Source organism: Afipia sp. GW823-FHT06G09 (genome assembly GCF_058794875.1).
Genome location: NZ_JBXAHF010000002.1, coordinates 144,110 through 164,264, shown reverse-complemented (window position 1 = coordinate 164,264; position 20,155 = coordinate 144,110). Strand labels below are relative to the sequence as shown.

Genomic DNA, 20,155 nt, shown 5'->3' with positions numbered 1-20,155 from the left:
GGTCAGGCTGTTTCCTTGATCCAGTTCGCCAGAAGGTGGTGCGCGATTGCGACCGGATGAGGGCCCGTCAGGCCCTCGGGGTGAGTCCTGGCGAGCATCGCCACGGCCTCGTCACGGCTGAACCATCGTGCATCTTCGAGTTCGGTCTTGTCGACCACGATGTCGGTGGTGGTGGCGCGCGCGGTGCAGCCGATCATCAGCGACGATGGATAGGGCCACGGCTGCGTCATGTAATAGCGCACGTCGGTGCAGTGGATGCCGGCCTCTTCGAGAATCTCGCGCTGCACGGCGTTCTCGATGGTCTCGGCGGCTTCGACGAATCCGGCGAGGCATGACCACATGGTCGGCGGAAACTGCGACTGACGGCCCATCAGGCATTTGTCGCCCGCGGTCACCAGCATGATCACGACCGGATCGGTACGCGGAAAGTGTTCGGTCTTGCAGCTTGGGCAAATGCGCTTCCAGCCGCCATCCGCCATCGATGAGCGCGAACCGCAGTTGGCGCAGAAGCCGTGGCGCTGGTGCCAGCTCACCAGCGACTTCGCCATCGCGATGGTGGAGAGTTCGCGCGCCGGTATGGCGCCGCTTGCGGCAACCGCCCGCAGATTTTCCACGCCGACGTCCTGCCGGCCCATCAGGTTTTCGGCGGCGGTGGCGCTGATGCCCATGCCGAATATCGCCGCGCCTTCATGCAGCCCGAGAAAGATGGTGCCGGGATTGGCGCCGAACTTGTGCGCTTCCTCCAGCGTCAGCAGTGCGCGGGGACCATCGGCACCCAGGGTGACCACCAGCGAATCGCGATGAACCACATAGGCCCGCGCGTCGCGGTGGGTTTCCAGCGCGAACAGTTTCTCCGCGTCGGTGCGGATATGAGCGGCGCGGTCGATCGGATGCGACACGAAGCCGGGCTGTCCGAGCGGAAAGGGATTCTCTTTTGTTGTCATTGATTTCGGCTCTTTGAAAATCAGCTCAGCCAGATCTTGCGGCGAAGCGCTGCGATGAAGGTATCGACTTCCTGCGGATCGTGGGCCAGGGGCGGCACCACGCCCCAGACCGGCCGCGGCCATGCGGCATCCGAGGTCCGGCGTGCAATGATATGAACATGCAGCTGGGGAACGACGTTGCCCAGCGCCGCGATGTTCAGCTTGTCGGGCTTGGTGACCTCTTTCAGCGCCCGGGCCACGCGGTTGATCTCGGTCATGAGTTGCGCCTGTTCGATCTCGCTGAGGTCGATGATCTCGACTGTGTCCGGGCGGCGCGGCACCAGCAGCAGCCACGGATAATTCGCATCCTTGATGACAAGCACACGCGACAGCGGCAGATCGCCGATGTTGATGGTGTCTTTTTCAAGGGTGGAGTTGAGCGACCAGGCGGAGGCGGACATAGGGTTTCTGAACGTCGGATGCGGAACACGAGCGGTTCCGGCAATTTTGCAGAGTGCAGTGCTGCAAACAACACCTGTCATGCCCGGCTTTGCGCGGGGCTTCCATGCCTTTGTCATGCCGGGGCGGGACCCGTGGCCGCGGGGCCGGAAGGCGGGCCATTTTGCAAGCTGAAACAACGTGGTGCGAAGGCTTCCCGCGCGCTTGCTTTCCGGCGCTTTTGGCCCCAAATAGGGACCGGGAGATTGGCGGTGGACGAGCCACTCGCCAACCGGGTCAGGTCCGGAAGGAAGCAGCCCTAACGAGGTCCGGATCGGGTCGCTCGTCAGTCTCCTACTTCTCTTTTTTCGTGCGTCCGCAGCGGCGCAACGCGCGCCTGGTGCCTAGCGTGCTCAATCGCGGATCGATTGATGACCGATGCTGACATGGCTGGTGCTGATATGGCCGGCGCGATTGCGGACGATCAGCCCGGTTTCGAGCTCGGCGGAACGCCAGCCCCCTCGGCAGGTTCGGGGTCCGGCTATCGCGTGCTCGCCCGCAAATACCGTCCCGGCACATTCGAGGATCTGATCGGGCAGGAAGCGATGGTTCGCACCATCTCGAACTCGTTCGAGGCGGGGCGCGTTCCGCAGGCCTGGATTCTCACCGGTGTCCGCGGCGTTGGCAAGACCACGACCGCGCGCATCCTCGCCCGCGCTCTCAATTACGAATTGCCGGATGGCTCGGTGAAAGGTCCGACCATCCACATGCCGAAGATGGGCGTGCATTGCCAGGCGATCATGGAAAGCCGGCATATCGACATTCTCGAAATGGACGCGGCGTCGCACACCGGCATCGATGACGTGCGGCAGATTACCGACGGCGTGCGCTATGCGCCGTCGAGCGCGCGTTACAAGGTCTACATCATCGACGAAGTCCACATGCTCTCGGAGAAGGCGTTCAACGCCTTCCTGAAGACGCTGGAAGAGCCGCCCGAGCACGCCAAGTTCGTGTTCGCCACCACTGAAATTCGCAAGGTGCCGGTGACGGTGCTGTCGCGCTGCCAGCGCTTCGATCTGCGGCGCGTCGATTCGGATGTGCTGATGGCGCATCTGGCGAACATCGCCAACAAGGAAGGCGTTGCGACCGAACCCGAGGCGCTGGGTCTGATCGCGCGCGCCGCCGAGGGCTCGGTGCGCGATTCGCTGTCGCTGTTCGATCAGGCGATTGCGCATGCCGCTGGCACGGTGCGCGCCGAGGATGTGCGGCAGATGCTGGGTCTGGCCGATCGCACCCGCGTCATCGATCTGTTTCAGTCGCTGGCGAGCGGCGACATCGCGGCGGCCTTCAAGGAATTCCGCGATCAGTACGATACCGGCGCCGATCCGGTGGTGGTGCTCAGCGATCTTGCGGAATTCGTGAATTTCGTGACGCGGGTGAAAGTCGTTCCGGCGACGGCGGACAATCTGGCGCTGGGCGAAACCGAGCGCACGCGCGGCCGCGATTTCGCCGCCAAGCTTTCGATGCGGGTGCTGTCGCGGATGTGGCAGATGCTGCTCAAGGGCATCGCCGAGGTGCAGTCCGCGACGCGTCCTCAGGCGGCTGCCGAAATGGTGCTGGTGCGCATCGCCTATGTGTCCGATCTGCCGACGCCCGACGAGGCGATCAAGATGATCGATGCCGGCGGCGGTTCATCGCCGATGCCTGCCGGCAATGGTGCCGGTGGCGCTGCACCGCGCGCGCCGTCTGCTGCGCTTTCCTCAAGCGGCGATGACGGCTCGCAACTTCGCGCGGTGGGGTCGAGCACGCGGCCCGCACTCGACACCACGCCACGTCCGCAGATGAGCGTTCCTGCGCCGGCCCCGGTGGAAGCGGCGCCCGCGCGGCGGCTGAATACGTTCGCCGAGGTTGTCGCTCTGGCCGGCGAAAAACGCGATTTGCAGATCAAGTCCGCACTGGAATCCGACATGCGGCTGGTGCGGATGGAAGACGGACGGCTCGAGGTCGCGCTCGAGCGCAGCGCTGCGCGTTCGGTGATCAACGATCTGTCGCGCAAACTCGAGTTCTGGACCGGACGGCGCTGGACCGTGATCGTCTCCAACGAGGAAGGTCAGCCGACGCTGCGCGCGCAGGCGCAGGCGGCGAAGGAAAAGCTCACCGACGGCGTGCAGGCCGATCCGCGCGTGCAGGCCGTGATGTCGCGGTTTCCCGGCACGCAACTGGTGGAAGTACGGCGCATCGCGCCGGATACCGGTTCCGGCGCTGATGAGTCCGGACCGGTTGCGGCCGCCGAAGAAGACGACGATCTCTAGGGACATGATCCCGAAAAGTGGAAACCGGTTTTCGGACAAGATCATGTCCGGACATCAACGACAAAGGACCGTTCATGGCTGACTTTCTCGGTATGATGAAACAGGCAGCGCAGCTTCAGTCCAAGATGAAGGCGCTGCAGGATGAACTCGACACCATCGAGGTCGATGGCCTGTCCGGTGGCGGTCTCGTCAATGTGCGCATGACCGCCAAGGGCGAAGTGAAGGCCGTGAAGATCGATCCGTCGCTGATGAAGGCCGACGAGCGCGAGATTCTCGAAGACCTGCTGGTGACCGCGCACAACGATGCGCGCCGCAAGGCCGAAGCCGCCATGCAGGAAAAGATGCAGGCGCTGACCGGCGGCCTTGGCCTGCCGCCGGGGCTGGGTCTCGGCTAGAGCCGCGATGCGCCTTCTCAACGTGAAAATGCTCTGATGGTCTCCTCGGTCGCAGGTCCGGAAATCGAACGGCTGATCCAGTTGCTGGCGCGGCTGCCGGGGCTCGGCCCGCGCTCGGCGCGGCGCGCGGCGCTGCATCTGATCAAGAAGCGCGAAGCCCTGATGACGCCGCTGTCGGCGGCATTGCAGGTGGCGATTGACAAGATTCAGGTCTGCAACACCTGCGGGAATATCGACACACAAAATCCCTGCACGGTCTGCACCGACACGCGGCGCGATCCCTCGATTATCGTTGTGGTGGCGGATGTTGCGGATTTGTGGGCGCTCGAACGCGCTCATGCCACAAATGGATTCTACCACGTGCTTGGCGCCACACTGTCGCCGCTCGACGGCGTCGGCCCGCAGGATCTGACCATCGATGCACTGGTGCAGCGCGCGCTCGATCCGCGCGTCACGGAAATCATCCTCGCGCTGAATGCAACCGTCGATGGCCAGACCACGGCGCACTACATCACCGACCTGTTGCAGGAGGCCAACGTCAAAGTCACGCGGCTGGCGCACGGCGTGCCGGTCGGCGGGGAGCTTGATTATCTCGACGAAGGAACGCTGTCGGCCGCCATGCGGCAGCGGACACTGTTCTGAAACTCAATGGAAAACCGCATGATCTCCCGTCTGTCCGTGAATGCCCCGGCAAAATTAATCGCTGGCTGCACGGCCGTATGCCTTGCAGTTCTCACATCGTCCGGCGCGATGGCGCAGCAGAAAGCCAAGCCGATCAACACCGGTGAGGTCCTGTCCGGCGAACTGACCGCGATGCGTTCGGGACCGAAGAAGAAGCGCGTCATCACGTACCAGCTCACCAGCGAGCCGCGCCGGCTGCCGCCGCCGTCGGGCATGTGCAATCTGGAGACTGGTCCCGAAACATTTCAGATCGTGACCAACAGCGATGCAGAAGCTGCGGCGCTGAAGCCCTTTATCGGTAAAAGCATTGCGCTCAAGGCCAACGAGATTGCCTGTGCGCAGGCCGCCGGGCAGCTCAGCGATGCCATTGTCACAAAGTGGAGCGTCGTGACCAAGCATTGACGCGCTTGACGGTGTTTGGAAACCAGCCCTAGTCTGCTGATTTTAGACATCAGTTTTGGGGCGGGTCATGTCATTGCAGCGAAACCTGTTTGCTTCCTTTTTTCTTGCTGTCTTCTTTCTGGCGGCGCCTGCTGTTGTGCAGTCCGCCTGCGCGCAGGTGCAGGTCGCGGTGATCGGCGACAGCAACGTTTACGGCAAGGGCATCTCGCCCTCGGAGAATTACCCGAGCCAGCTTCAGGCCGCGCTCAATGCCCGGGGTCTGAATGTGAGCGTCAGCAATGGCGGCATTAATGGCGACACCAGTTCGGGCCTTGCGGGACGACTGGATTCAGCGGTGCCGTCAGGCACGCGCGTTGTGGTGATCTGGATCGGCATCAACGATATCAAGCGCGGCGTCAGCATGGCGGAAGTTCAGGCCAACGTCGCCGGTATCGTCAGCCGCCTGCGGGCGAAGGGGATCGACACCTATGTGATCCGGCCGCCGGTTTACAACGTGGCGGATCACAAGAACCCTGCGCTCATTGTCGGCGGCGGGGATGGGCATTTCAATGCGGCGGGCTACAGAAAGATGGTCGGCAAGACCATCGGGCCGGTTGCGGCGCTGGTCTCAAAGGCCGCGAAGAAGAAGGCCGCCTGAGCATTACGCCGCGATGGCTTCGCGCCGTGCCAGCGTCTTGAAGTGCCCGCGCCGCTGTAGCCACGCCAGCAGGATCAAGCTCGGCACCGCGACCAGCACGCTGAGCACGAAGAACGCCGGCCAGCCGGTGGCCTGCGCGACATAGCCCGCGCCCGCGGAGAGATAGGTTCTGCCGATGGCGGCGAAGGCGGTGAGCAGTGCGTACTGGGTCGCGGTGTGCAGCGGACTCTGACACAGCGATGACAGATAGGCGACGAAGATCACTGTGCCGATGGCGCCGGTAAAGTTCTCGACCGTGATCGCCAGCGCCAGCGCCCATTGATTGTGTCCGACAAAGGCCAGCCAGGCGAAGGCGAGATTCGAAATCGCCTGCAGCACGCCGCCGATCCACAGACACGCTTCCAGCGACCATGCGCGCGCGAGAAAGCCTCCGGCAAAGCCGCCGACCAGTGTCGCGGCAAGCCCGACGCCCTTGACGATGGCGGCATAATCGTTGCGCGTGAATCCAAGATCGATCACGAACGGCGCGGTCATGGTGCCGGAAAATGAATCCGTGAACTTGTAGAGGATCACGAAGGCGAGCACCGCCCAGACGTCCTTGCGGGTCAGGAATTCGGTAAATGCGCCGACGGCGGCGCTGACGACGCGGGAGATCGCGTTCTCACCGGAGGTTGCTGCTTCGGCGCGGCGCGACTGTTCGGGTTCGGTGGCGACAAGCGCCGCGATCATCCCGATCAGCACCATCGCGGCCATTGCGATGTAGCCCCACATCCACGCGATCGGCTTGGTCAGGCCGGTGCCTTCGAATGCACTGACCAGAAACAGCGCGCCGGCAGTGGAGATCAGCATGCCGACGCGGTAGGCGGCGACGTACGAAGCCATGCCGGCGGCCTGCTCGCTCTCCGGCAGGCTTTCGACGCGAAAGGCATCGACCACGATATCCTGCGTTGCCGACGCGGCCGCGACAAGCAGCGCACCGAGCGCAACATAGAATGGCGAGCGCGCCGGATCGGTCACCGCCAGCAGCAGGATCGCTCCGATCAAAAGCAGTTGCGCGAACACCAGCCAGCCGCGCCGCCGCCCGAGCAGGCGCGTCAGCAGCGGCACATGCAGCGCGTCCACCAGTGGCGCCCAGAGAAATTTCAGCGTGTAGGGCGTGCCGACCAAAGCGAACAGGCCGATGGTGCCGAGATCGACGCCGGACTCCCGCATCCACACCAGAAGCGTGGAGCCGGACAGTGCCAGCGGCAGTCCCGACGAGAAGCCGAGGAACAGCACGATCAGCACGCGCTTCTGCAGATAGACTGCAAATGCCTCGCGCCACGAGGCGCGGGGAGCTGAGACTGGTTCGGCGCTATCGGGTGCTGTCATGCGATGGTGTTAGCAGATTCTTGGCCGATCACCCCACCCGGCTGACCTGGTCAGCCACCCTCCCCATCGAGGGGAGGGATAGGAGGTGTGGCGAGCACAAAGTCTTTCTTCTCCCTCCCCCGTGGGGAGGGTCGGCGCGAAGCGCCGGGGTGGGGTAAGTCCCGATTGCGACGATTATTCGCCCGCCTGCAATTTGCGGAGCGGGTGGGCCGGGAACAGATCGCTGCCGCCGGTCACGATGCGCGCGTCGGCGGGCTCGCTGCTCTTGCTGAAATCCAGTTCCTCGATGCGGCCGGCGCGCTTCTCGATCTTCTCCGCCGAAATCAGGATCTGGCGGACGTCTTCATTTACGTTGCCGAAATCTTTCTGCAGCTTGAGCACGCGGTCGCGCAGACGGCCGAGATCGTCCGACATGTGCATCACTTCGGTGCGGATCTGGTCGGCGGCATCGCGCATCCGCGCGTCTTTCAGGATCTGCTGCATCACCTGGATCGCCAGCATCAAAAGCGAGGGCGACACCAGCACGATCCGCGCCCGGTAGGCCTTCTGGATCACATCGTCGAAGCCATCGTGGATTTCAGCGTAGACCGATTCCGAGGGCACGAACATCAGCGCCGTATCCTGCGTCTCGCCGGGAATGAGATACTTCTCGGCGATGTCGTTGACGTGCTTCATCACGTCCTGCCGCAGCCGCTGGGTGGCGACTTTCTTTTCCTCGTCGCTGCGCGCATCGCGGAGCGCGGTGAAGGCTTCCAGCGGAAATTTTGCATCGACGCACAGCGGGCGCTGATCGGGCAGGAAAATCACGCAGTCCGGGCGGGTCCGGTTCGAGAGCGTGTGCTGAAAGGCATAGGAGTCTTTCGGCATACCGTCCTGCACGATGGCTTCCATCCGCGCCTGACCGAACGCGCCGCGTGACTGCTTGTTGGCGAGCACGTCGCGCAGGGTCGTCACCTGAGAGGTGAGGTCGGTGAGATTCTTGTGCGCATTGTCGATGATGCCGAGGCGCTCGTGCAGCACCCGCAAGGAGTCCATGGTGTTGCGCGTGGTCTGTTCCATGGACTGGCCGACGCGATGCGTCACCGAATCCAGCCGCTCGTTGACGGCGCGGGCCATCTCCGCCTGGCGTCCCACCAGCGCTTGCCCCATTTCATGGACCCGGCCGGTGGATTCGCTCTGCATGCGCAGGACCTCCGCGAGCCGCTCTTCAAGCTCGTCGGCGCGCACTGCCTGCGCCATGGCCGCCTCAGCACCCTTGCGGCCGGAGCGCGCGATGACGATGGCGATGGTCAGCAGCAGCAGCAGCGCAAGCACGCCGAATGCGATGAGGGCATCGCCTACGCGAACCGGCAGATCGCCGGCCATGAAAAGAATCTCGTTCATGCCCCCTTTGTAACCCGATTCGGTGCTCGACGCGAACGAATAGGGAACATTTTATGGTTAATAACGTCTTGTTTTTTATGGTTAATCGTCGGTTAACGGCATTTGCCTCCAGCCAAGCGCCTGACCCCACAACGGGTTTGACCGCGGCTGGCGCTCCCATTACATCGCGCCCATGGCCAATCGCGACATCATCATCCTTCCCGACAAGCAACTGCGGCTGATCTCCAAGCCGGTTGAAAAGATCACGCCCGAGATCCGGGCGCTGGCCGACGACATGTTCCAGACCATGTATGACGCGCCCGGCATCGGCCTGGCCGCGATCCAGGTCGCCGTGCCGCTGCGCCTGATCACCATGGACCTCTCCAAGAAGGAGGGGGAAAAGGAACCGCGCGTCTTCATCAATCCGGAAATTCTGGCGTCGTCCGACGAGATGTCCGTTTACGAGGAAGGCTGCCTGTCGATCCCCGAATACTATGAGGAGGTCGAGCGGCCGGCGCGGGTGCGGGTGCGCTTCATGGATATCGAAGGCGTGATGCGCGAGGAAGATGCGGAGGGACTTTACGCCACCTGCATCCAGCACGAGATCGATCACCTCAACGGTGTGCTGTTCGTGGACTATCTCTCCAAGCTCAAGCGCGACCGCGTGATGAAGAAGTTCACCAAGGCCGCTAAGCTCGCGGCGAAATAAGCCGGAGCTTCTCATGCCGCTTCGTCTGATTTTCATGGGCACGCCGGATTTCGCGGTGCCGACGCTGCTGGCGCTGGCGGACCACGGCCATGAGATTGCGGCGGTCTATACGCGCGCGCCGAAGCCGGCTGGCCGCGGCATGAAGCTGCAGGCGACACCGGTGGAGCAGGCTGCGCGGCAACTCGGCATTCCGGTGCTGACGCCGAAAACGCTGCGGACGCCGGAAGCGGAGGCAGAATTCCGTTCGCACAATGCCGATGCCGCTGTTGTCGTGGCTTACGGCATGATCCTGCCGCAGAACATTCTGGATGCCGTGCCGCTCGGCTGTTTCAATCTGCACGGGTCGTTGCTGCCGCGCTGGCGCGGCGCCGCGCCGATCCAGCGCGCGATCATGACCGGCGATGCCGAGTCCGGCGTGATGGTCATGAGGATGGACGCTGGGCTCGACACCGGTGACGTGGCGATGGCGGAGCGGCTGCCGATCACTGACGCCATGACCGCGCAGGATTTGCACGATGCGCTTGCGCCTCTCGGAGCGGATTTGATGGTGCGGGCGATGGGCGGACTGTCGCGCGGTGGCCTGCAATTCACGAAGCAGAGCGAAGAGGGCGTCACCTACGCCGCCAAAATCGACAAGGCTGAGGCGCGGATCGACTGGACCAAATCAGCGCGCGAGGTGCTGCGGCATATTCATGGCTTGTCGCCGTTTCCCGGTGCGTGGTTCGAGATTGCCGTCGACGGCGAGCCGGTGCGCATCAAGGTGCTGCGGTGCGAGCTGGCCAAGGGCTCCGGTGCGCCGGGCGATGTGCTCGACGATCGCCTGACCATTGCCTGCGGCGCCGGCGCGATCCGTATTCTGGACTTGCAGCGCGCCGGCAAGCCACCGATGAAGGCCGAGGCCTTTCTCAACGGCACGCCCCTCAAGCCTCCGGCGCGCGTGAACTGATGCCCCGCTACAAGCTCCTCATTGAATATGACGGCGCTCCCTTCTGGGGGTGGCAGTATCAGGACAAGGGCCCCTCGGTGCAGGGCGCGCTGGAAGATGCCGTGAAGGCGATGACCGGTCAGGATGTGCGGGTCAACGGCGCAGGCCGCACTGATGCCGGTGTCCATGCGCTCGGGCAGGTGGCGCATATCGATCTGGCAAAGGACTACAGGGCCGATCGCGTGCGCGATGCGCTGAACGCCCATCTGCGCCCGCATCCGATCGGCGTGCTGTCGGCGGAGATCGTACCGGAAACTTTCGATGCGCGGTTCTCGGCGACCAAGCGGCACTACATCTACCGCATCGTCAATCACCGGGCGAACCTCGCGCTGAAAGCAGGGCACGCGTGGCGCGTGCCGCGGCCGCTCGATGTCGCGGCGATGCAGGAAGCCGCGCAGGTACTGGTCGGCAAGCACGACTTCACGACATTCCGCGACACCGAATGTCAGGCGAAGTCGCCGGAGAAGACGCTGGACGCACTCGATGTGACGCGTGACGGCGATGACGTGAATATCAAGACCTCGGCGCGCTCGTTCCTGCACAGCCAGGTGCGTTCAATGGTCGGCTCGCTGGTCTGGGTGGGGCATGGGCGCTGGACGGCACAGGATTTACGTAATGCGCTCGAGGCGCGCGACCGCACGGCCTGCGGCCCTGTTGCGCCGCCGGACGGACTCTATCTGGTGCGGGTGGAGTATTAGCTCGGTAAATCGTCATTGCGAGGAGCGAAGCGACGAAGCAATCCACTCTTTGTCGGCACATCTGAGAAGATGAATTGCTTCGCTTCGCTCGCAATGACGGTACGAAGCGACTATTGCGCTATATCTTTCATCACATCCCAGAACAGATCTTCGCCACCGGCGACATTCTCGTTCCAGTGATCCGCGGCGTTCTCATCGGCGGCGTCGGTGATGAACTTGAACGCCCGCCACGGCACGTTGTGGCGCTGGCAGACATGGGCAATCGCGAACAGTTCCATGTCGACGATGTCGATGTTGTTCTCGACCAGCCACGGATCGACGGAGGTCACGAAGCTGTCGCCGGTGCCGCAGACGACGCTGCCGTGGCCCGACGACAGCCGGTCCATCTCCGGCGCGAACGGCGTGCGCCCGCGCGGCGCCAGCGGCATCGCCGCCATGTCGCGCTGAACCGTGTGCGCGACTTCCACAAGCCCGTTATGGATATGCGCGATCTTGCCGGCGGTACCGTAATTGACGATCAGCTTCGGTTGTAACGCCATCACCGCCAGCGTCGCGATGCTCGCCGCATTGACCTTGCCGACGCCGGTGTAGATCACCTCGACACCTTCCGGCGCGCGCGCCTTGTTCAGTTCGGTATCGATGGCGGTAAGAACAACGATATGTCCGCTCATGTCCGGGTCATTCATGCGAAATAGCGATCGAGCACGCCGCGATAGATCTTCGTGAGCTTTTCGAGATCGGACACCGGCGTGCGTTCGTCGATCTGGTGCATGGTCTGGCCGACAAGGCCGAATTCCAGCACCGGGCAATAATGCGTGATGAAGCGTGCATCCGAGGTGCCGCCGCCGGTGTTAAGCTCGGGCTTGCGGCCGGTGATGTCTTCGATAGCGGCGACGACGAGATCGGTGAACGGTCCCGGCCTGGTCCGGAACACGTCGGCGTTCGACGGCTCCCAGACCACATGCGCCTTGATGCGGTTGCCGCTCGCTTTGGTCACGCGCTCCTCGATCAGCGCGCGGAGGGCTTCGCGGGTATGGCAATCGTTGTAGCGGATGTTGAAGCGCGCCCGCGCCTGCGCCGGGATCACGTTCCAGGCCGGATTGCCGACATCGACCGAGGTGAACTCGAGGTTCGACGGCTGAAAGTGTTCGGTGCCCTTGTCGAGCGGATCGCCGCTCAATGCGGCGATCAGCGCCGCGATGTCCGGCACCGGATTGGACGCGCGGTGCGGATAGGCGACATGACCCTGCACGCCGTCGACAATGATCGTGCCGGATTGCGAACCGCGCCGTCCGATCTTGATGGTATCGCCCATCTCGTTGACGTTGCTGGGCTCACCCAGCACGCAGTGATCGAACTTTTCGCCGCGCTCCGCCGCCCACTTCAGGAGCTTCACGGTGCCGTTGACGGCGATGTCTTCCTCGTCACCGGTGATCAGAAACGAGATCGAGCCTTTGAGTTTGCCGCCGTTCGCGGCGAGGTATTCAAGCGTGGCGGCGACAGAGCAAGCGATGCCGCCCTTCATGTCCACCGCGCCGCGGCCATAGAGCATGCCGTCCTTGACGTCGCCGGCGAATGCGCCGTGGGTCCACTTGGATTCATCGCCTGCGGGCACCACGTCGGTGTGGCCTGCGAAGGTGATGTGCGGTGCCTCCGTGCCGATGCGTGCGTAGAGATTGTCGATGTCGGCCGCGCCGGGTTCGGAGAAGGTGACGCGATGCACCTCGAACCCGGCATCGCCGAGCAGCTTCTCCACTACACTGAGCGCGCCCGCGTCTGCCGGCGTCACGGAGGGACAGCGCAGCAGATCACGGGCGATGGAGAGGGCGTCAGTCATCAAAACTCAGTACCGACCCAGATCAGGTTCATAGTAGCGCAGCATTCGACGCGTGTTTTCAGCGATTTCAAGAACAAGAAAGAAAAGGGATGCAACAGTTGCTGAGGAGATGAGGCCCGCAAGTGCTCCGAGGCCGAAGCCAATTAAACGGAGTTCAGGTCCTTGAGTTGGACCGAACGAAGCTGCGCCAACAATTCCACCCGCCAGAATCGTGACAATGACGAGTATGACCATCATCACTTCTGCTGTTTTAATAACGAGCCTCCGAATTCCTTTCATCAAATCCCCCTTCAAAATTATCCTTTAATCTAGTCCCGCAGCAGTTCGTTGATGCTGGTCTTCGAGCGGGTGCGCTCATCGACGCGCTTGACGATCACGGCGCAGGCCGTGTTCGGGCCGGGCTGACCGTTCTTCAGCGGCTTGCCCGGCAGCGTGCCGGGAACGAGCACGGCATATTCCGGCACTTCGCCGATGAAGGTCTCGCCGGTTTCGCGATCAACGATCTTGGTCGATGCGCCGAGGAACACGCCCATCGCCAGCACCGCGCCCTTGCGCACGATGACGCCTTCGGCGACTTCCGAGCGCGCGCCGATAAAGCAGTCGTCCTCGATGATCACCGGACCGGCCTGCAGCGGCTCCAGCACGCCGCCGATGCCGACGCCGCCCGAGATGTGCACGCGCTTGCCGATCTGGGCGCAGGAGCCGACGGTGGACCAGGTGTCGACCATGGTCGCTTCATCGACATAGGCGCCGAGATTGACGAAGGACGGCATCAGCACAACGTTCTTGGCGATATAGGCCGAGCGGCGGACGATCGCGCCCGGCACAGCGCGGAAGCCGGCATCGCGGAAACGGTTCTCGCCCCAGTCCTCGAACTTCGACGGCACCTTGTCCCACCACTGCGCGCCGCCGGGGCCGCCGGTGATCGGGGCCATGTCGTTGAGACGGAAGGACAGCAGCACCGCCTTCTTCAGCCACTGGTTGACATGCCACTTGCCGTCGGCCTGCCGCTCCGCCACGCGCGCCTCGCCCTTGTCGAGCAGGTTGAGCGCCAACTCCACGGCATCGCGCACCTCGCCCTTGGTATTGGCGTTGACGGTATCGCGGGCCTCGAAGGCGGCATTCAGCGTGTTTTCAAGCGCGGAGAGAGACATCGGTGTTCCTTGGGGAGTGCGATCGGATTTATTGATTGTCAGTATCTATGCCGACAATCTGCATACGTCTTTTGTGGGTTTTGCGGGGGTTGAGTCAAGCTGGGCGAACTCGCCATAAGCATGGGATGTTTGCGAGGATTGCCCCACCCCGGCGCTTCGTGCCGACCCTTCCCACAAGGGGGAGGGAGAAAAAAGAACCAGTGCTGCCGCATTTCTTGTCCCTCCCCTTGATGGGGAGGGTGGCCGGCCGAAGGCGGGTCGGGTGGGTGATTTCTATTGAGCCCTAATCGCCGCCAAAAACCCGGTCAGATCGTCGGTAATGTGATCGACATAGGCGGCGTCGCGGCCCTCCAGCTCCCAGTCCTCGCGGACCACGTTCTTGGTGCCGTCCGGCACCACCAGAACTGTGGTCATGCCGAGATCGTGCGGCGTCACCAGATTGCGGGCGAGATCCTCGAACATCGCGGCCTTGGCGGGATCCACGCCATGCAGCTTGAGAAACTTCATGTAGGTCTGCCGCGCAGGCTTCGGCTCCAACTCGGCAGCGACGATGTCGAACACGTCCTCGAAGTGACTGCCGATGCCGAGCCGTTCCAGCACCTTGCCGGCATGCGCGCGCGAGCCGTTGGTGAGGATCAACTTGCGGCCGGGGAGTTTTTCGATCGCGGCGCCCATTGCCGGATTGGGTTCGAGCGGCGAGTGGTCGATCTCATGGACATAAGCGAGGAAATCATCGGCGCGCAGCCCATGCTCGGTCATCATGCCGCGCATGGTGGTGCCGTAGCGGCGATAATAGTCCTTCTGGATTTTGAAGGCCTCGTCCTTCGGCACGTTCAGATATTGCGCGACGAAATCGCGAATTCGCACATCGACCTGCTGCCACAGATTGACGTGATGCGGGTAGAGCGTGTTGTCGAGATCGAACACCCATGTCTCGACATGGGTGAAGCTGCGGGGCATTTTTTCGTTTGGAGCGTCTGTCATGTTCTTTTTCTTTACCTCTCCCCGTGGGGGAGAGGTCGCGAGCTAAGCGAGCGGGTGAGGGGGCTCGATTTCATCTTTTGCATTCTACGCCCTCACCCCAACCCTCTCTCCACGGGAGAGGGAGCGCATTGCGATTGGAGCAACGTCAGAGTCGTTATCTTAATACTCAAGGTCATGGCGTTCCGAATCTGAGTGTCTTGCCGGCACCAGCGCCGATCTCAACGCGCTCATAGCCGCTGGCGTTCAATCCCCGCCCGCCGCAGTCGCCCTGTTCGGTGAATTCGAACTGCGTCTCGCGGGTGCAGAGCATGGTGGTGCCGCCCCAGTTCACCGGGCGGCTGTTGATCTTGATGGCGCGGCCGTCACTGTCGACCGCCTCGGCGAAACTGTAGATTCTGCGGGGCTGTCCCGTCACGTCGGGATGTAAGCACTTGCCGGGTTCGATGCGATACCAGCCGCGGCTGGTGACGGTTTTACCGTCATCGGTCGCGATGGAGGCCATCACGCGATACTGGGTGTCGTTGCACCAGGTGAGGCCGGTGGCGGAGGGCTGTTCGACCGCTGCGATCATTGTCTCGAAGAAATTGGGCGCCTGGACTGCATCGGCATTGAGGCCGCGCGCTTTCAGGAATGCGGCGAGGGCGTTCTGTGTTTTCGGGCCGTCGACGCCGTCGATGGGGGCGGCGTCATAGCCTGCGATCACCAGCAGCCGCTGGATCGCGGCGAGGCGCGCCTGCTCGTCGTCGTACTCGGCTCCTTCGGCGAGATACGCGATCTGATGTCCGTCTTCGCCGGTGCTGGGTTTGATTTCGGTAAACGCCGCTGCGGTCTGGCCGCCGCGGCACTGGCGTCCGGCGATGACGAAGTCTTTCGGCGCAATGCAAAGATTGTCGGTGCCGTTCTGCGGCGCGGGCGAGGCACCATAGACCGGCAGGGACCGCGCATGCAGCAGGATGCGCTCCGCGGTGATGTTGCCTTGCGCCACCACACGGCACGTTGCCGGATCGATGCGGAACCAGCCGCGCGTCGCGGTCGCGGTCTTGTCCTCGATGCCGATGGCGGCTTCGACGACATAACTCATGCGATTGCAGATTTTAAGATCGGCGCGGGCGGGGGAGGAAACAAGCAAGGCTGTCATTGCGAGGAGCGCAGCGACGAAGCAATCCATTTTTATCTGTGTGGATTGCTTCGCTGCGCTCGCAATGACGATTTGAGCTGGCATCACTTGTGGATCAGCGTTCCCGTGCCCTGATTGGTGAACAGTTCGAGCAGCACCGCGTGCGGCGTCTTGCCGTCGATGATGACCACGCCTTCGACACCGGCTTCCAGCGAATAGATGCAGGTCTCGACCTTCGGGATCATGCCGCCGGAAATGGTGCCGTCGGCGATCAGCTTGCGGGCGTCCTTGATCGACAGTTCGGGAATGAGCTTCTTCGACTTGTCGAGCACGCCGGGCACGTCGGTCAGCAGCAACAGGCGCTTGGCCTTCAGCGCACCGGCCACGGCCCCGGCAAAGGTGTCGGCGTTGACGTTGTAGGTCTTGCCGTCGCCGGACGAGGCCAGCGGAGCCAGCACCGGAATGAGTTCGTAACCGATCAGCTGGTTGAGCAGCGTGAGATCGACCTTGTCGGGTTCGCCGACGAAGCCGAGATCGACCACCTTCTCGATGTTGGAGCCGGGATCGACCATGGTGCGGGTCGCCTTGACGGCGGTCACCATGTTGCCGTCCTTGCCGCACAGGCCGACCGCCTTGCCGCCGGCTTCGTTGATGTGGCTGACGATCGATTTGTTGATCGAGCCGGCCAGCACCATCTCGACGATTTCCATCGTCGGTGCGTCGGTCACGCGCAGCCCCGCCGCGAATTCCGACTTGATACCGAGCCGCGCCAGCATGGATGCGATCTGCGGGCCGCCGCCGTGAACCACAACCGGGTTGATCGCGGTCTGCTCGAGCAGGACGATGTCGCGGGCGAATTGCCGGGCCAGGTTTTCCTCGCCCATGGCATGGCCGCCGTATTTGATGACGATGGTTTCCTCGTCGTACTGCTGCATGTGCGGCAGCGCTTCCGACAGGATGCGGGCCTGATCCTGTGCGCTGATATTGGTCGGCAGATCGATCATGGGGAAATCTCGTTCAGGCGGGCAAGGATTGGACGAGGGTTTAGCCGATTGGCGCGAGGGTGCAAAGCGTCCGCGGCGCGGATCAGCCTGCGCGCCGCGGCCAGGCCGCAGCGATGGCCAGCACCAGCCAGCTCAGAATAAGGAGTGTGCCGCCGGTCGGCGCGGCCATTGTGAACAATCCATGACCGGCATACTGGCGCATGGTCAGGTCGCCTGCGAACAGCGCCGCGCCAACGATGAAGCCGAAGGTCGCAGCCAGGCCGAGACCGCGTCTGGCGATGCCGTGCCCGGTCAGCAGCGCAGCGCCGATGACGGCGCTGGCGTGGAACAGCAGCATCGATGAGGCGGAGGCCAGACGCGATGCGTCGGGCAGGTGGGCAGACGCCGCCGCCAGCGCGACACCGGCCGCGCCCATCAGCCCGGCGAGGATGGCTGCAAGGCGCAGCGCGCCATTCTGGGTCATCAGATTCTTTCCCTGAGAAGACGGATCATGGCGGCGCGCAGCTCGGGCATGCCGTCGCCGGTGCGCGACGATGTCACCAGCACGTCGGGAAACGCCGCGGGGTGTTTCGCCAGCGCTGCCTTGGTTGCGGCGAGGGTGTCCTCAAGCGCGGTCTTCTTGACCTGGTCGGCCTTGGTCAGCACCACCTGATAGCTGACGGCGGACTTGTCGAGCGTCTTGAGCACGTCGTTGTCGACGTCTTTGAAGCCGTGACGGGAGTCGATCAGCACATAGACGCGGGCGAGGTTGGCGCGGCCCTGCAGGAATTTGTGGATCAGTGTGGTCCATGACGCGACCTTGGCCTTGGGCGCGGAGGCGTAGCCGTAACCCGGCATGTCCACCAGCCGCAGGCCGGCGTCCTTGCCGTCCGCTGGCGTCGGGCCTTCGAAGAAGATCAGTTCCTGGGTGCGGCCGGGTGTGTGCGAGGTCCGCGCCAGACCGTTGCGGCCCGTGAGTGCATTGATGAGGCTGGATTTGCCGACATTGGAGCGGCCGGCGAACGCGACTTCGACGCCCTTCATGGGCGGGAGCGCTTCGATCGACGGGGAAGCCCAGAAAAACTGCCAGTCGCCGGCGAAGATCTTCCGCCCGGCTTCAATCAGCTCCGCATCGGTTTGATCGGTCATGCGAAGGTCTTCCAGTTTTGTCCAATGAGCTGGACCATCATATTTCCTCATAGCCGGGCTTGTCCCGGCCATACACGCCTTACCTTACCGCCTGACAAGACGTGGATGCCCGGGACAAGCCCGGGCATGACGGTGAGAGATATGCGCGGCGCTCGGAGAACGAGCCGTCGCTACGTCGTTTTCTTGCTGCCGGCGAAGGTCGCCTTCACGTTGTCGAACAGTTCGATCTTCGCGCCGTTCTTCTTCATGATGTAGCTCTGCTGCAGCACCGACAGCAGGTTGTTCCAGGCCCAGTAGATCACGAGACCGGCCGGGAAGCCCGCAAGCATGAAGGTGAAGATCAGCGGCATCCAGTCGAAGATCATCTTCTGCGTCGGATCGGGCGGCGTCGGGTTCAGCTTCATCTGGAACCACATCGTGATGCCCATGATGATCGGCCAGATGCCGAGATGCAGGTAGTAGCCGAGAACCGGAAGCTGCGTCGGGTCGAATGCGAACAGGCCGAACAGGTTGAACAGGTTGGTCGGATCGGGTGCGGAAAGGTCCTTGATCCATCCGAAGAACGGCGCGTGCCGCATTTCGATGGTGACGAACAGAACCTTGTAGAGCGAGAAGAACACCGGGATCTGGATCAGAATCGGAAGACAGCCCGCGATCGGGTTAATCTTCTCCTTCTTGTAGATCTCCATCATCTCCTGCTGCTGCTTCATCTTGTCGTCAGGATACTTGTCCTTCAGCGCGGCAAGCTGCGGCTGGACGGCCTTCATCTTCGCCATCGACGCATAGGACTTGTTGGCGAGCGGGAAGAAGATCAGCTTGACCAGCACCGTCACCGCCAGGATGGCGACGCCGAAGTTGCCGAAGATGTGGAAGAACCAGTCGATCGCCCAGAACATCGGCTTGGTGATGAAGTAGAACCAGCCCCAGTCGATCAGGCGGTCGAACTTGTTGAGGCCGAGCTGCTTGTCGTAGGCGTCGACGGTGGCGCTTTCCTTGGCGCCGGCGAACAGGCTGGTCGCCGTGCTGGCGGTGCCGCCGATTGCAATCGTCATCGGATCGAGCAGATAGTCGGTTTGGTAGGTGCGCAGCGTGCCGACGAGGTTGGACGAGAAGCGCGCCTGCACGTTGGCCTTCGGGCTCGGCAGCAGCGTCGCAGCCCAGTACTTGTCGGTGATGCCCATCCAGGCGTTGGTCACCTTGAACTCCACCGCCTTGGCATCGTCCATTTTCTTGTAGCCATACTCCTGCAGGCCCTGATCGCCGAGAACGCCGATCAGGCCTTCATGCAGGATGTAGTAGCCGGAGACGTGCGGCGTGCCGTGACGCGAAATCAGGCCGAACGGATACAGCGTGACCGGAGCATCGCCGACGTTGGAGACGTCGTCCTTGATCGTGAACAGATACTTGTCGTCGATCGAAATGGTGCGCTTGAACGTCAGGCCCTGGCCGTTGTTCCAGGTCAGCGTGACCGGAGTCTTTGGGGTCAGCGCGCCGGTGCCTTCCTGCGTCCAGACGGTGTCGCGGGTCGGCATCTTCGTCGTTGCGCCTGCGGCCGGCACGAAGCCGAATTCGGCGTAGAACGGTTCCTTGGTGCCCGACGGCGAGAACAGTTCAATGGCGGGCGATTTCGGATCGACGGTCTCGCGGTATTTCACCAGCGCGACGTCGTCGATGCGCGCGCCGGTCAGCGCGATGCTGCCGCTGATGTTGGGCGTGTCGATCTTCACGCGCGGGCCGGCTGCAATCGCGGAGGGGCGGCTCTGGATCGGCGCAGCGGAGGCTGGCGTTGCCGGTGCACCGGCCTGCTGGCCGGGAGCGGCGGGCGTCGGCTGGTTCGCGCTCGGCGTAGTGGTCGCGGGCGTCGCCGGACTGGCGGCCTGCTTCTGCGCCAGTTCGGCCTGCTGCGCGGCGCGCTGCTTTTCCATCTGCGGAATGTTGTAGAGGTATTGCCATGCGATCAGCACAAGGCCCGACAGGATGACGGCGAGGATGGTATTGCGATTTTCGATCATCGTTCA

General features: G+C 63.0%; 22 protein-coding genes and 1 other RNA gene. 9 read left to right on the top strand and 14 right to left on the bottom strand.

The window, feature by feature from the left end; all coding sequences use genetic code 11:
• Window positions 1–2: 2 nt before the first annotated feature.
• Entirely contained in the window at window positions 3–944 is a 942-nt protein-coding gene (gene nudC / locus AC1Q67_RS08420; protein ID WP_492234478.1) for an NAD(+) diphosphatase, read from the bottom strand.
• Between the two features lie 20 nt (window positions 945–964).
• Window positions 965–1,384 carry an HIT domain-containing protein gene (locus AC1Q67_RS08415; protein WP_024574442.1) on the bottom strand — a complete coding sequence of 140 codons (420 nt, stop codon included), beginning with the start codon at window positions 1,382–1,384 and terminating at the stop codon, window positions 965–967.
• A gap of 238 nt (window positions 1,385–1,622) precedes the next feature.
• Between AC1Q67_RS08415 and ffs the strand changes: the two genes are divergently transcribed.
• From ffs to AC1Q67_RS08385, 6 genes are all read left to right on the top strand, one after another.
• Window positions 1,623–1,719: signal recognition particle sRNA small type (gene ffs, locus AC1Q67_RS08410), an RNA gene on the top strand.
• An 88-nt stretch (window positions 1,720–1,807) separates the two neighbouring features.
• Complete coding sequence (locus AC1Q67_RS08405; RefSeq protein WP_492235688.1) at window positions 1,808–3,673, top strand: DNA polymerase III subunit gamma/tau; 1,866 nt, start codon at window positions 1,808–1,810, stop codon at window positions 3,671–3,673.
• 74 nt (window positions 3,674–3,747) lie between these two features.
• The gene (locus AC1Q67_RS08400; protein WP_492234479.1) at window positions 3,748–4,068 is read left to right on the top strand and encodes a YbaB/EbfC family nucleoid-associated protein; all 321 of its coding nucleotides are present in this window, start codon (window positions 3,748–3,750) and stop codon (window positions 4,066–4,068) included.
• Window positions 4,069–4,104: 36 nt separating this feature from the next.
• Window positions 4,105–4,710 carry a recombination mediator RecR gene (gene recR, locus AC1Q67_RS08395; RefSeq protein ID WP_492234480.1) on the top strand — a complete coding sequence of 202 codons (606 nt, stop codon included), beginning with the start codon at window positions 4,105–4,107 and terminating at the stop codon, window positions 4,708–4,710.
• Window positions 4,711–4,728: 18 nt separating this feature from the next.
• Complete coding sequence (locus AC1Q67_RS08390; RefSeq protein ID WP_492234481.1) at window positions 4,729–5,151, top strand: hypothetical protein; 423 nt, start codon at window positions 4,729–4,731, stop codon at window positions 5,149–5,151.
• Between the two features lie 67 nt (window positions 5,152–5,218).
• Window positions 5,219–5,788 (top strand): GDSL-type esterase/lipase family protein, encoded by a 570-nt coding sequence (locus AC1Q67_RS08385; protein WP_492234482.1) that lies wholly within the window; start codon window positions 5,219–5,221, stop codon window positions 5,786–5,788.
• Between the two features lie 3 nt (window positions 5,789–5,791).
• On the opposite strand, the gene AC1Q67_RS08380 is transcribed toward AC1Q67_RS08385, so the two are convergent.
• Both AC1Q67_RS08380 and AC1Q67_RS08375 read right to left on the bottom strand, forming a co-directional pair.
• Window positions 5,792–7,159: an AmpG family muropeptide MFS transporter gene (locus AC1Q67_RS08380; RefSeq protein ID WP_492234483.1), complete on the bottom strand. Its 1,368-nt coding sequence runs from the start codon at window positions 7,157–7,159 to the stop codon at window positions 5,792–5,794.
• A gap of 174 nt (window positions 7,160–7,333) precedes the next feature.
• A complete protein-coding gene (locus AC1Q67_RS08375) occupies window positions 7,334–8,542 on the bottom strand; it encodes a DNA recombination protein RmuC (RefSeq protein ID WP_492234484.1) in 1,209 nt (402 codons plus the stop codon).
• A 172-nt stretch (window positions 8,543–8,714) separates the two neighbouring features.
• Between AC1Q67_RS08375 and def the strand changes: the two genes are divergently transcribed.
• The 3 genes from def to truA are packed head-to-tail and all read left to right on the top strand — an operon-like array spanning window position 8,715 to window position 10,913.
• Window positions 8,715–9,230, top strand: a complete 516-nt coding sequence (def, locus tag AC1Q67_RS08370; protein WP_024574435.1) for a peptide deformylase — start codon at window positions 8,715–8,717, stop codon at window positions 9,228–9,230.
• Window positions 9,231–9,243: 13 nt separating this feature from the next.
• Complete coding sequence (gene fmt / locus AC1Q67_RS08365; RefSeq protein ID WP_492234485.1) at window positions 9,244–10,176, top strand: methionyl-tRNA formyltransferase; 933 nt, start codon at window positions 9,244–9,246, stop codon at window positions 10,174–10,176.
• Window positions 10,176–10,913: a tRNA pseudouridine(38-40) synthase TruA gene (gene truA, locus AC1Q67_RS08360; RefSeq protein WP_492234486.1), complete on the top strand. Its 738-nt coding sequence runs from the start codon at window positions 10,176–10,178 to the stop codon at window positions 10,911–10,913. The genes fmt and truA overlap by 1 nt, the downstream gene beginning before the upstream one ends.
• Window positions 10,914–11,023: 110 nt before the next feature.
• Here truA and AC1Q67_RS08355 read toward each other — a convergent pair whose 3' ends face one another.
• The 10 genes from AC1Q67_RS08355 to yidC all read right to left on the bottom strand — a co-directional run bounded on the left by AC1Q67_RS08355 (window position 11,024) and on the right by yidC (window position 20,149).
• A complete protein-coding gene (locus tag AC1Q67_RS08355; RefSeq protein WP_492234487.1) occupies window positions 11,024–11,584 on the bottom strand; it encodes a phosphorylase family protein in 561 nt (186 codons plus the stop codon).
• A gap of 11 nt (window positions 11,585–11,595) precedes the next feature.
• Entirely contained in the window at window positions 11,596–12,750 is a 1,155-nt protein-coding gene (gene dapE / locus AC1Q67_RS08350) for a succinyl-diaminopimelate desuccinylase (protein WP_492234488.1), read from the bottom strand.
• Between the two features lie 6 nt (window positions 12,751–12,756).
• A complete protein-coding gene (locus AC1Q67_RS08345; RefSeq protein ID WP_492234489.1) occupies window positions 12,757–13,029 on the bottom strand; it encodes a hypothetical protein in 273 nt (90 codons plus the stop codon).
• Between the two features lie 29 nt (window positions 13,030–13,058).
• Entirely contained in the window at window positions 13,059–13,904 is an 846-nt protein-coding gene (dapD, locus tag AC1Q67_RS08340; RefSeq protein WP_492234490.1) for a 2,3,4,5-tetrahydropyridine-2,6-dicarboxylate N-succinyltransferase, read from the bottom strand.
• Between the two features lie 273 nt (window positions 13,905–14,177).
• The gene (locus tag AC1Q67_RS08335) at window positions 14,178–14,888 is read right to left on the bottom strand and encodes a pyrimidine 5'-nucleotidase (RefSeq protein ID WP_492234491.1); all 711 of its coding nucleotides are present in this window, start codon (window positions 14,886–14,888) and stop codon (window positions 14,178–14,180) included.
• A 172-nt stretch (window positions 14,889–15,060) separates the two neighbouring features.
• Entirely contained in the window at window positions 15,061–16,056 is a 996-nt protein-coding gene (locus AC1Q67_RS08330) for a DUF1036 domain-containing protein (RefSeq protein ID WP_492234492.1), read from the bottom strand.
• 53 nt (window positions 16,057–16,109) lie between these two features.
• A complete protein-coding gene (argB, locus tag AC1Q67_RS08325; protein ID WP_006022320.1) occupies window positions 16,110–17,009 on the bottom strand; it encodes an acetylglutamate kinase in 900 nt (299 codons plus the stop codon).
• Window positions 17,010–17,091: 82 nt separating this feature from the next.
• Window positions 17,092–17,472, bottom strand: coding sequence for a DUF423 domain-containing protein (locus AC1Q67_RS08320; RefSeq protein ID WP_492234493.1), 381 nt, complete (start codon window positions 17,470–17,472; stop codon window positions 17,092–17,094).
• Window positions 17,472–18,137 (bottom strand): ribosome biogenesis GTP-binding protein YihA/YsxC, encoded by a 666-nt coding sequence (yihA, locus tag AC1Q67_RS08315; RefSeq protein WP_492234494.1) that lies wholly within the window; start codon window positions 18,135–18,137, stop codon window positions 17,472–17,474. The genes AC1Q67_RS08320 and yihA overlap by 1 nt, the downstream gene beginning before the upstream one ends.
• A gap of 170 nt (window positions 18,138–18,307) precedes the next feature.
• The gene (yidC, locus tag AC1Q67_RS08310; protein ID WP_492234495.1) at window positions 18,308–20,149 is read right to left on the bottom strand and encodes a membrane protein insertase YidC; all 1,842 of its coding nucleotides are present in this window, start codon (window positions 20,147–20,149) and stop codon (window positions 18,308–18,310) included.
• Window positions 20,150–20,155 lie beyond the last annotated feature (6 nt).

Bases quoted from the DNA above. Each gene is read 5' to 3' on its own strand.
- def (WP_024574435.1), top strand. From the start codon at position 8,715: ATGGCCAATCGCGACATCATCATCCTTCCCGACAAGCAACTGCGGCTG.
- AC1Q67_RS08355 (WP_492234487.1), bottom strand. From the start codon at position 11,584: ATGAGCGGACATATCGTTGTTCTTACCGCCATCGATACCGAACTGAAC.
- recR (WP_492234480.1), top strand. From the start codon at position 4,105: ATGGTCTCCTCGGTCGCAGGTCCGGAAATCGAACGGCTGATCCAGTTG.
- dapE (WP_492234488.1), bottom strand. From the start codon at position 12,750: ATGACTGACGCCCTCTCCATCGCCCGTGATCTGCTGCGCTGTCCCTCC.
- truA (WP_492234486.1), top strand. From the start codon at position 10,176: ATGCCCCGCTACAAGCTCCTCATTGAATATGACGGCGCTCCCTTCTGG.
- AC1Q67_RS08400 (WP_492234479.1), top strand. From the start codon at position 3,748: ATGGCTGACTTTCTCGGTATGATGAAACAGGCAGCGCAGCTTCAGTCC.
- nudC (WP_492234478.1), bottom strand. From the start codon at position 944: ATGACAACAAAAGAGAATCCCTTTCCGCTCGGACAGCCCGGCTTCGTG.
- yidC (WP_492234495.1), bottom strand. From the start codon at position 20,149: ATGATCGAAAATCGCAATACCATCCTCGCCGTCATCCTGTCGGGCCTT.
- AC1Q67_RS08320 (WP_492234493.1), bottom strand. From the start codon at position 17,472: ATGACCCAGAATGGCGCGCTGCGCCTTGCAGCCATCCTCGCCGGGCTG.
- AC1Q67_RS08405 (WP_492235688.1), top strand. From the start codon at position 1,808: ATGGCTGGTGCTGATATGGCCGGCGCGATTGCGGACGATCAGCCCGGT.
- AC1Q67_RS08385 (WP_492234482.1), top strand. From the start codon at position 5,219: ATGTCATTGCAGCGAAACCTGTTTGCTTCCTTTTTTCTTGCTGTCTTC.
- fmt (WP_492234485.1), top strand. From the start codon at position 9,244: ATGCCGCTTCGTCTGATTTTCATGGGCACGCCGGATTTCGCGGTGCCG.
- AC1Q67_RS08380 (WP_492234483.1), bottom strand. From the start codon at position 7,159: ATGACAGCACCCGATAGCGCCGAACCAGTCTCAGCTCCCCGCGCCTCG.
- AC1Q67_RS08330 (WP_492234492.1), bottom strand. From the start codon at position 16,056: ATGGATTGCTTCGTCGCTGCGCTCCTCGCAATGACAGCCTTGCTTGTT.
- dapD (WP_492234490.1), bottom strand. From the start codon at position 13,904: ATGTCTCTCTCCGCGCTTGAAAACACGCTGAATGCCGCCTTCGAGGCC.
- AC1Q67_RS08415 (WP_024574442.1), bottom strand. From the start codon at position 1,384: ATGTCCGCCTCCGCCTGGTCGCTCAACTCCACCCTTGAAAAAGACACC.
- AC1Q67_RS08390 (WP_492234481.1), top strand. From the start codon at position 4,729: ATGATCTCCCGTCTGTCCGTGAATGCCCCGGCAAAATTAATCGCTGGC.
- yihA (WP_492234494.1), bottom strand. From the start codon at position 18,137: ATGACCGATCAAACCGATGCGGAGCTGATTGAAGCCGGGCGGAAGATC.
- AC1Q67_RS08335 (WP_492234491.1), bottom strand. From the start codon at position 14,888: ATGACAGACGCTCCAAACGAAAAAATGCCCCGCAGCTTCACCCATGTC.
- AC1Q67_RS08345 (WP_492234489.1), bottom strand. From the start codon at position 13,029: ATGAAAGGAATTCGGAGGCTCGTTATTAAAACAGCAGAAGTGATGATG.
- AC1Q67_RS08375 (WP_492234484.1), bottom strand. From the start codon at position 8,542: ATGAACGAGATTCTTTTCATGGCCGGCGATCTGCCGGTTCGCGTAGGC.
- argB (WP_006022320.1), bottom strand. From the start codon at position 17,009: ATGATCGATCTGCCGACCAATATCAGCGCACAGGATCAGGCCCGCATC.